This is a genomic window from Cellvibrio sp. (assembly GCF_053579595.1).
In genome coordinates, this window is sequence record NZ_JBRFPI010000186.1 from 1 (window position 1) to 8677 (window position 8677).

At 50.9% G+C, this 8677-nt stretch carries 7 protein-coding genes; 2 read left to right on the forward strand and 5 right to left on the reverse strand.

The genetic code is table 11. The features are described from left to right. Positions 1 to 604 (forward strand): energy transducer TonB (locus ACWA6V_RS12405; RefSeq protein WP_449522783.1); only part of this gene is annotated, 604 nt, incomplete at its 5' end. Between the two features lie 11 nt (positions 605 to 615). Further along, complete coding sequence (locus ACWA6V_RS12410; RefSeq protein WP_449522784.1) at positions 616 to 1989, forward strand: tetratricopeptide repeat protein; 1374 nt, start codon at positions 616 to 618, stop codon at positions 1987 to 1989. Between the two features lie 142 nt (positions 1990 to 2131). Here the strand turns inward: ACWA6V_RS12410 and ilvD are convergent, their stop codons facing one another. The 5 genes from ilvD to ACWA6V_RS12435 form a co-directional block, all read right to left on the reverse strand. Further along, on the reverse strand, positions 2132 to 3976 hold the full coding sequence (gene ilvD / locus ACWA6V_RS12415) for a dihydroxy-acid dehydratase (protein WP_449522785.1): 1845 nt from the start codon (positions 3974 to 3976) through the stop codon (positions 2132 to 2134). Positions 3977 to 4143: 167 nt separating this feature from the next. Beyond that, positions 4144 to 5460 carry an amino-acid N-acetyltransferase gene (argA, locus tag ACWA6V_RS12420; protein WP_331352919.1) on the reverse strand — a complete coding sequence of 439 codons (1317 nt, stop codon included), beginning with the start codon at positions 5458 to 5460 and terminating at the stop codon, positions 4144 to 4146. Between the two features lie 71 nt (positions 5461 to 5531). Further along, positions 5532 to 6686, reverse strand: a complete 1155-nt coding sequence (gene argE, locus ACWA6V_RS12425; RefSeq protein WP_449522786.1) for an acetylornithine deacetylase — start codon at positions 6684 to 6686, stop codon at positions 5532 to 5534. A 133-nt stretch (positions 6687 to 6819) separates the two neighbouring features. Continuing rightward, positions 6820 to 8094 carry an inorganic phosphate transporter gene (locus ACWA6V_RS12430; RefSeq protein ID WP_449522787.1) on the reverse strand — a complete coding sequence of 425 codons (1275 nt, stop codon included), beginning with the start codon at positions 8092 to 8094 and terminating at the stop codon, positions 6820 to 6822. Between the two features lie 24 nt (positions 8095 to 8118). Continuing rightward, a partial coding sequence (locus tag ACWA6V_RS12435; protein WP_449522788.1) for a TIGR00153 family protein occupies positions 8119 to 8677 on the reverse strand: 559 nt, incomplete at its 5' end.

The window sequence follows — 8677 nt, forward strand, 5'->3', positions numbered from 1 at the left end:
AGCGGGAATCCTCGGGGTAGTAACCACGCTCGGACTCCTGTATTTGATGAATAGTCTGGTTAACACAGAGTTTGCTCCTCCAGATGAAACAAAATCTGTGAAGATCCCAGACATTCGTATGAGTAACACGAAAATTGAAACTCGCTTGGACGATGTAAAACCGGAGAAGCCTCAAGAGCCTGAGACTCCACCGGATTTACCAGAGCCTGAGTTTGATGCACCCGTTGTTTCAGGCGAAGCTTTAAATATGACAGCTCCTGTTGCTAAAGCCGGAATCGATGTTGGATCTGGATCTCTTGCATTTAGTGAAGGTGAATATTTGCCTATAGTTAAGGTTCCTCCAGAGTACCCCAGTACCGCGCTATCTCGTGGCATCGAAGGTTACTGCACTGTTGTTTATACCGTAACTGAAACAGGAACTACACGTGATCCACAGCCTATCGAGGATCAATGTATTACTAAAGATGGCAAGCCAACTTCAGTATTTAACCGTGCATCTGTGAAAGCAGCTCTCAAGTTCAAGTACAAACCAAAAGTGGTTGACGGCAAGCCAGTCGAAGTTCCTGGGGTGAAGAACCGCTTCACCTATGAGATGCAGAAATAAGGGGTAATGAAATGAGACAAGTATTTCCTGCCGTTTCAGTTGCTCTGAGCCGCACCTTGCTTGCTGGTGTTATTGCTGTTTCTCCACTGTTGTTGAGTAAAGCAATCGATGCAGTGGCGCCGGGCGCGTTAGAAATTTCTAGCGCAATGGCTCAGGTGAAAGCAAAGAATAAGCATGCAAATGAGCAACGCAAATTTCCCAACGTTAGCGAGTCTTTCGGTAAGAAAATTACAGAAGCCGCTAACTATCTGCAGCCGCAAGATGAATCTGTAAAGCCTGACCCCAAAAAGGCGATGCAGCTTCTGAATGAGATGGCAGCCAACACAGCTAAAGCGAATGCTTATGAATTGGTGTTGTTGCACCAGTACACCGGCTATGCTCATTTGGGTAGCGAGAATTATGCTAAAGCCATTGAAAGCTTTAACAAAATGCTCGCTCAAACGCCGAATATGCCGCTTGCTACTGAAGCATCGACAATTCGTATTGTTGGTCAGCTCTATTCGCAACTGGATAATCCGAAAAAGGCATTAGAAACTCTGCTTAAGTGGACTGAGTATACTGATGCTATTAAGCCAGAAGATTCTTATATGTTTTCGACGCTGTATTATCAGCTCGACGACACGAACAATGCTCTTCTCAATGTCAATGAAGCGGTGAAAAATCAAGAGTCGGCCGGTAAGATTCCTGCTGAGTCTTGGTATGTGCTTCAACGTGGTCTGTACGTCGATAAAGAAGACTATAAGAGCAGTTTAGTGGTATTGGAGAAACTGGTTAAGCATTATCCAAAGGCGCAGTATTGGAAGCAGTTATCCCAAATTTATTATGTGGTCGATCGACCAAAACAGTCTCTGTATGCTTTTGAAACTTGCTATCTGATGGGTGGCTTGACCATTGAGAAAGATATTATTCGCTTGGCAAGTATGTACTTGGAAGAAGAAGTTCCTTACAAAGCAGCTAAAGTGCTGAAAAAGGCTATCTACACTGACAAGATTGTTGAGCCGACGGCGAAAAATCTCAAGCTGTTAGCTGACTCCTTGCGTTTGGCTCAAGATGCAAAAGAATCTTTGGTTGAATACGAAAAGGCCGCCGAAAAGTCAACAGATGGTGATTTGATTATCGGTCTTGCACAGGCTTACCTTGCAACTGATAAATACAAAGAAGCATCAAAGTGGGGGCGTCAAGCGCTTAAAGCTGGAAAACTTAAGCGTGTTGATTACGCCAACCTGACAGTAGCTCAAGCTGAGTTTGAGTTGAAAAACTTTGACGAGGCAATTAAGTTCTTTAAAGAAGCGGGTAAAGATGCTCGTAGTTCTAAAGTGGCTGCTCAATGGGTTGTCTTCTCCGAAAAGGAGAAGGCCAGATTGGAAGCTCTTGCGAAGAATTAATAAGTAGTAATTTTTGCTCAATAAAAAAGCCAGCAATTGCTGGCTTTTTTATTGTCTGGAGTTTCATCTTTAGAAGAGTCGTATCAATTTAATTAAGAGGTGGTGCTACGTGCACGTTGGCTTGCAGCACCCTTTTCTCTAATTAATCTAACTTGCTCAAATCCCTTACGGCCCCTTTATCGGCGCTAGTCGCCAACATTGCGTAGGCTTTTAACGAAGCGCTGACTTTGCGTGGGCGAACTTCGGTGGGTTTCCAAGCTAGAGCCCCTTTCGCATTTTCCGCAGCGCGGCGCGCATCAAGCTCAGCATCCGTCAATGCTACGTTGATGGTGCGGTTGGGGATGTCGATGTGGATAATATCGCCAGTCTGCACCAAGCCAATCGCACCGCCAGAGGCTGCTTCAGGTGATACGTGGCCGATAGATAGGCCAGAGGTTCCGCCTGAGAAGCGACCGTCGGTTAACAGTGCGCAAGCCTTGCCCAACCCTTTCGATTTCAAATAGCTGGTGGGGTAAAGCATTTCTTGCATGCCCGGACCACCTTTAGGTCCTTCGTAGCGGATTACTACTACATCGCCTTCCTTAACTTTGCCGTCGAGGATATCGGCCACAGCTTTGTCCTGACTTTCCACTACGTAAGCCTTGCCTTCAAATACCCAGCAGCTTTCATCCACTCCCGAGGTTTTAACTACACAGCCGTCGATAGCAATATTGCCTTTAAGTACTGCCAAGCCGCCTTCTTTGCTGTACGCATTTTTTACGGAGCGAATGCAGCCTTCGGCGCGGTCGCCATCCAGTGTCGGCCAACGGGTGGATTGGCTAAACGCCACTTGTGTCGGGATACCGGCTGGGCCAGCTTTGTAGAAGGTCGCCACAGCTTCCGACGAAGTAGTAATGATGTCCCACTTATCCAGTGCTTCTTGAAAGGTTTTGCTATGCACCGTGGGCAATTGATTGTGCAGCAGTCCCCCGCGATTCAGCTCGGCCAAAATGCTCATTACACCGCCGGCGCGGTGCACGTCTTCCATATGGTATTTGGGTGTATTTGGGGCGACTTTACAGAGCTGCGGTACTTTGCGACTCATACGGTCTACATCGAACATGGTGAAGGGCACATCACCCTCCTGCGCTGCTGCCAGCAAATGCAGAATGGTATTGGTGGAGCCGCCCATTGCAATATCCAGTGCCATCGCATTTTCAAAGGCATCAAAGCTGGCGATAGAGCGCGGTAGTACACTCACGTCATCTTCTTCGTAGTAGCGCTTGGTTATTTCTACGATGCGACGACCCGCCTCCAAAAACAGCTGCTCGCGATCAGAGTGGGTTGCCAGCAAAGAGCCGTTGCCGGGTAGAGACAAGCCCAGCGCTTCGGTCAAGCAGTTCATCGAGTTTGCGGTAAACATGCCCGAGCAAGAGCCGCAGGTGGGGCAGGCGGAGCGTTCGTACTCATTTACTTTTTCGTCGCTGGCGTTGTCATCTACAGCGATTACCATGGCATCAACCAAATCGAGCTTGTGCTCGGACAATTTGGTTTTACCTGCCTCCATAGGGCCGCCAGAGACAAAAATTACCGGGATATTCAGGCGCATCGCTGCCATCAGCATACCGGGGGTAATTTTGTCGCAGTTGGAGATACATACAATCGCGTCGGCGCAGTGGGCGTTGACCATATATTCCACTGAATCGGCGATGATATCGCGCGACGGCAAGCTATAGAGCATGCCATCGTGACCCATGGCAATACCATCATCTACCGCGATGGTATTGAATTCTTTGGCAACGCCACCGACTCTTTCAATCTCGCGCGCTACCAATTGACCGAGGTCTTTCAAATGCACATGACCTGGAACGAATTGGGTAAAGGAGTTTGCGATGGCAATAATCGGCTTGTCGAAATCGCCGTCTTTCATGCCGGTTGCGCGCCACAATGCGCGGGCACCGGCCATGTTGCGGCCAGCGGTGGTGGTTTTGGAGCGATAGATGGGCATAAGGCATAACCTCGTAAAGCGCGTCGCGAGTTGCTAACAGCGGTGAATTTGGATGTGGTAATGGACGAAATCATACCAGAAAGCAGGCTTTCCGGCAGCTTGGGGTTTGGGAGGCGATGGAAAGGAATGGCCGCTTGTGACGATATGGGCAGCGGCCTCCAACTTAATCATTCCAGCGATTTAATAAAAATCTTGGAGTTGCGCTGGTAGTTGTAAAGCTCCTGTTTGGCGATGGGTAAATCCTCAATCTTGCCTTGCACAAACCCCTGCTCGATGAACCAGTGCGCTGTTTGGGTGGTGAGCAAAAATAATTGTTTGATATGTTGTTTGCGCGCCTGGTTCTCCATCTGCTGCAAGAGTGCAGCCGCACGGCCGCCATTGCGGTAATCCGGATGGGTTGCCACACAGGACAGCTCTGCCATATCACCGTAAGGGTAGAGCGCAGCACAGGCGATAATCGAGCCGTCTTTATCCATCACGTGGAATTTGTTGATCTCTGTTTCCAATATTTCACGCGAGCGACGCACTAAAATTCCCTGCTCTTCGAGCGGGCGAATTAATTCCAGAATACCGGCGACATCATCGATACTCGCTGTGCGCAATTGCTCGTATTGGCCCGAATAAATCATGGTGCCCAAACCGTCGCGGGTAAATAATTCGGTGAGCAATGCACCGTCGGTTTCGTAGCTAATTAATTGCGCGCGCTGCACACCTTGCAGGCAACTCAAATAACAAGCGCTCACTGCTTGCTGCAAATCAAAACTGATGTTGTTGCCAAATTCGGTGAGATAGTTTTTGCATTCCGGTAGCGATAACTGGCGAATTAAATTGCCTTCACTATCGCTCAATCCATTACCTGCAACAAAGGCCAATAATTTGTCAGCCTTGATTGCACCGGCAACATGCGTGGCGACATCGCTAAAGGTCAAATTAAAAATTTCGCCAGTAGGTGAATAGGCGAGTGGCGAGAGCAAGACTACTGCGCCAGAGTCCAGCGCTGCGTTGAGCGAGCGGGTGTTGACCTTGCGAACTTTACCGGTGTGTTGCAAATCCACGCCATCAATCACGCCGTAGGGCATGGCTACTACAAAGTTGCCGCTGATCACTTGCATATCGGCATCGTGCATTGGCGAGTTGGGTAAACTGGTAGAGAGCGCCGCTTCAACAATCGTGCGCGCTTCGCCAATTGCCTGAATTACCAAACGTAAACTCTCGCTGTCGGTAATGCGCAAGTGATTGTGGAAGTGACTGAAGGTGTCGGCGACTTGCAGGCGATCGTCAATTTGCGGGCGCGCGCCGTGTACTAATACCAGGCGCACATCGAGGCTGCAGAGCAGGGCAATATCGTGCACGATGTTGTGAAAATTAGCGTGAGTGATAGCTTCACCCGGCAGCATCACAACGAACGTCTTATCGCTGTGTCTATTGATGTAGGGAGTCGAATGGCGGAACCATTTTACGTAATCTTGAGTGTTCGCAGGCACGATGCTTCTCTAATTAAAAAGTTCTTGTTGAAAAGGTCTTTTAAAAATTCTTTTTGTTGTGAAAGAAAAAACTACAAACAAAATTTCTCAATCAACCCGCGCACAATCTTTACTGCCGGTTCAATCTGGTTGAGTGGAATAAATTCATCCGGCTGATGCGCCTGGTTAATTGATCCAGGTCCCATCACCACGGTTTGCATGCCGAGTTGTTGCATGAAGGGCGCCTCAGTGGCGAAGGCGACGCTCTCGGAGTGATTGCCGGTGAGTTGCTCGCATAATTTTACCAATTCGCTCTGTTCATTTTCACCGAAGGGGTCAACACCTTCAAAGAGCGATGATAAAACGATATCGGTGCCGCTACGCTCGGCGATGGGAATTAGTCGCTGCTGGATAGCCGCGCGCAATTCATCGTTATCCATGCCGGGTAGCAAACGCAAATCAAAATGCAATTCGCATGCGCCACAGATACGGTTGGCACCGTCGCCTCCGTGGATGCAACCCAAATTAAGCGTGGGTGTCTGCACCGCAAACCCGGCATTGCGATATTTTAATTGCAATTCACCACGCAGGTTGATGAGTTCGTTCATCACTTGATTCATCGCTTCCAGCGCATTTTTCCCCAGCGCGGGGTTAGACGAGTGGCCGCTCTGGCCGCGCACGCGCACCGCTTCCATCATGATGCCTTTGTGCATGCGAATTGGCACTAACTCCGTTGGTTCGCCAATCACTGCATAGCGCGGTGTTGCGCCAGGAATTCCTGTTGTTGCCAAGGCGCGGGCGCCGCTCATGCTGCTCTCTTCGTCGGCGGTGGCGAGTACGATGAGCGGGTGTTTAAACGTTTGGTCGATATAGGGTTTTACGGCTTCGATAATCACCGGGAAAAAACCTTTCATGTCAGTGGCGCCTAAGCCGTAGAGCTTGCCGTCTTTTTCCGTGAGTATGAACGGGTCGGATTGCCAGCGATCGGCATCGTAGGGCACGGTATCGCTGTGGCCAGCTAATACCAGTCCACCGCTGCCGGTGCCGAGCGTTGCAACCAAGTTGGCTTTGCCGGTTTGTGCCAGTGGCATCACTTGCGTGTTAAAACCCAGATCCGCAAAGCAGTTGGCGAGGTAATCAATCACCGCTCTGTTGCTCATATCCCATTCGGGTACGGCGCAACTGACCGAGGGCAGCGCCACCAGTTGTTGCAGGTGATCTTGATAGCGTTTGAAATCAACAGTCATGAGAGGTCTCGCCAGAATACTATCGGGCTGTTATCGGCGATTACCGATAAAATTGCAAGCACGGGGCGATAAATCCTCGCACAATAAAAAGCCCGAGACGGTTTCCCGCTCGGGCTTTTGATGCTCTCAATATTCAACTAAACAGTGCTTGGAGAACGTAGAAGAAAAGGATCGATAGCCCAGCACCTGCGGGTAGTGTGATGACCCAAGAGGCAAAAATACCGCCGATCACACTGATATTGAGTGCGCCTATACCGCGCGCCAAACCGACGCCCAATACGGCACCCACCAGGGTGTGGGTAGTAGAGATAGGCAGGCCGGCGCCTGACGCGATCACCACAGTGGCTGCGGCAGACATCTCTGCAGCAAAGCCGCGGCTGGGAGTCAGTTCAGTAATTTTTTTGCCGATGGTCAGCATCACTTTGTAGCCGTAGGTTGCCAGACCGGTCACAATACCGAAAGCCCCCAACAGCAGGACCCAGGATTCAACCGGTGCTTTGGCTTCAACCGCCCCCGACTTGATTACGGCGATCACTGCTGCCACCGGACCGATGGCGTTAGCGACATCGTTGGAGCCGTGGGCGAAGGCCATAGAGCAGGCGGTGAAAATCATGAGCACGCCGAAGACGCGCTCTACACTGGCGAAGCGGCTGCTCTTGTCCGCGGCCGCATCCTGTTTGATGCGGCTGAGCAGATAAATACCAATTGCCGCCACCAACGCACCTATCCCAGCAGCAATCACCACTGCCTCTAAAAAGCTGAATTCGATCTGGCGCTCCCGCAAAACATATTTCAGCCCCTTGAGGATAGTCACCATCGAGAGGAAAAAGCCGACCGCAAACATGTAATAGGGAATGTAATGTTTGGCGTTGGCGAAGGGGTCTTCAGTATTCAGTATCAGGAACTGCACTGAGCGGAAAATCCAGAAGGACAAGACGCCTGCCATCACCGGGGTAATTACCCAACTGCCTACTATGCCCCATACCGCGCTCCATTGGACGGCATCGACCGAGATGCCCACCGCCGCAAAGCCAATAATGGCGCCCACAATGGAGTGGGTAGTGGAGACTGGCCAGCCGAGCATACTGGCAATCAGCAGCCAGCTACCGGCGGCCAGCAGTGAAGCGAGCATGCCATAAACGAACAAGTCCGGATGTCGTGCCATCACCTCCATCTCGACTATGCCGCTACGGATGGTTTCGGTGACTTCGCCGCCGGCGAGATAAGCGCCGGCAAACTCAAACACCATCGCGATGCAGATTGCCTGTTTCATGGTGAGTGCGCGTGCACCTACCGATGTACCCATCGCATTGGATACATCATTGGCGCCTATACCCCAGGCCATAAACAGCCCAAACACACAGGCCAACATAAACAGCAGCTGGCTGTATTCGGCAAATAAAGTCATGGTGGATTCCCTGATTAAGACGCCTTAGCGCGCTAGCAGCAACTGCAGGCGGCCGCCCACATCATGGGCGCGGTTAGCGATGTCACCCACCCAGTCGATGATGTTGTAGAGGAACATCACATCGACCGGCGGCAGCTGCGCCTCCAGTGCAAAGAGCGAGGTGCGCACGCCAATTTCAAGGTGGTCGGTCTTCTCTTCCAGGTCGTCCAACTCCTTGATCATATTTTCCACCACCGCCAGTTCGCGCCCGCTAAAGCCGCTTTCGAGCAGTTCATCCAGCTCATTGATGGCGGTCAGCGCCTGTTCGGCGGCGGCGACACTGGCGCGCACAAATTCGTTCATCTGCTCTTTCATGCTCAGCGGGATAGTCATGCGGCGGCCCATGATGATACCCGCGATGTCTTTGGCGCGGTTGGGGATACGATCCTGCATGGTCAGGAGTTCGAGCAGATCAGTGCGCGGTACCGGTAAAAACAAGCTCTTGGGTAGATGCAGGCGCAGTTGCTTTTTGATCTCGTCGGCCTGGTGCTCGAATTGCACCACACGCTGTTGGATCTCGCTGGCGCGCGGCCAATCGTCGCTG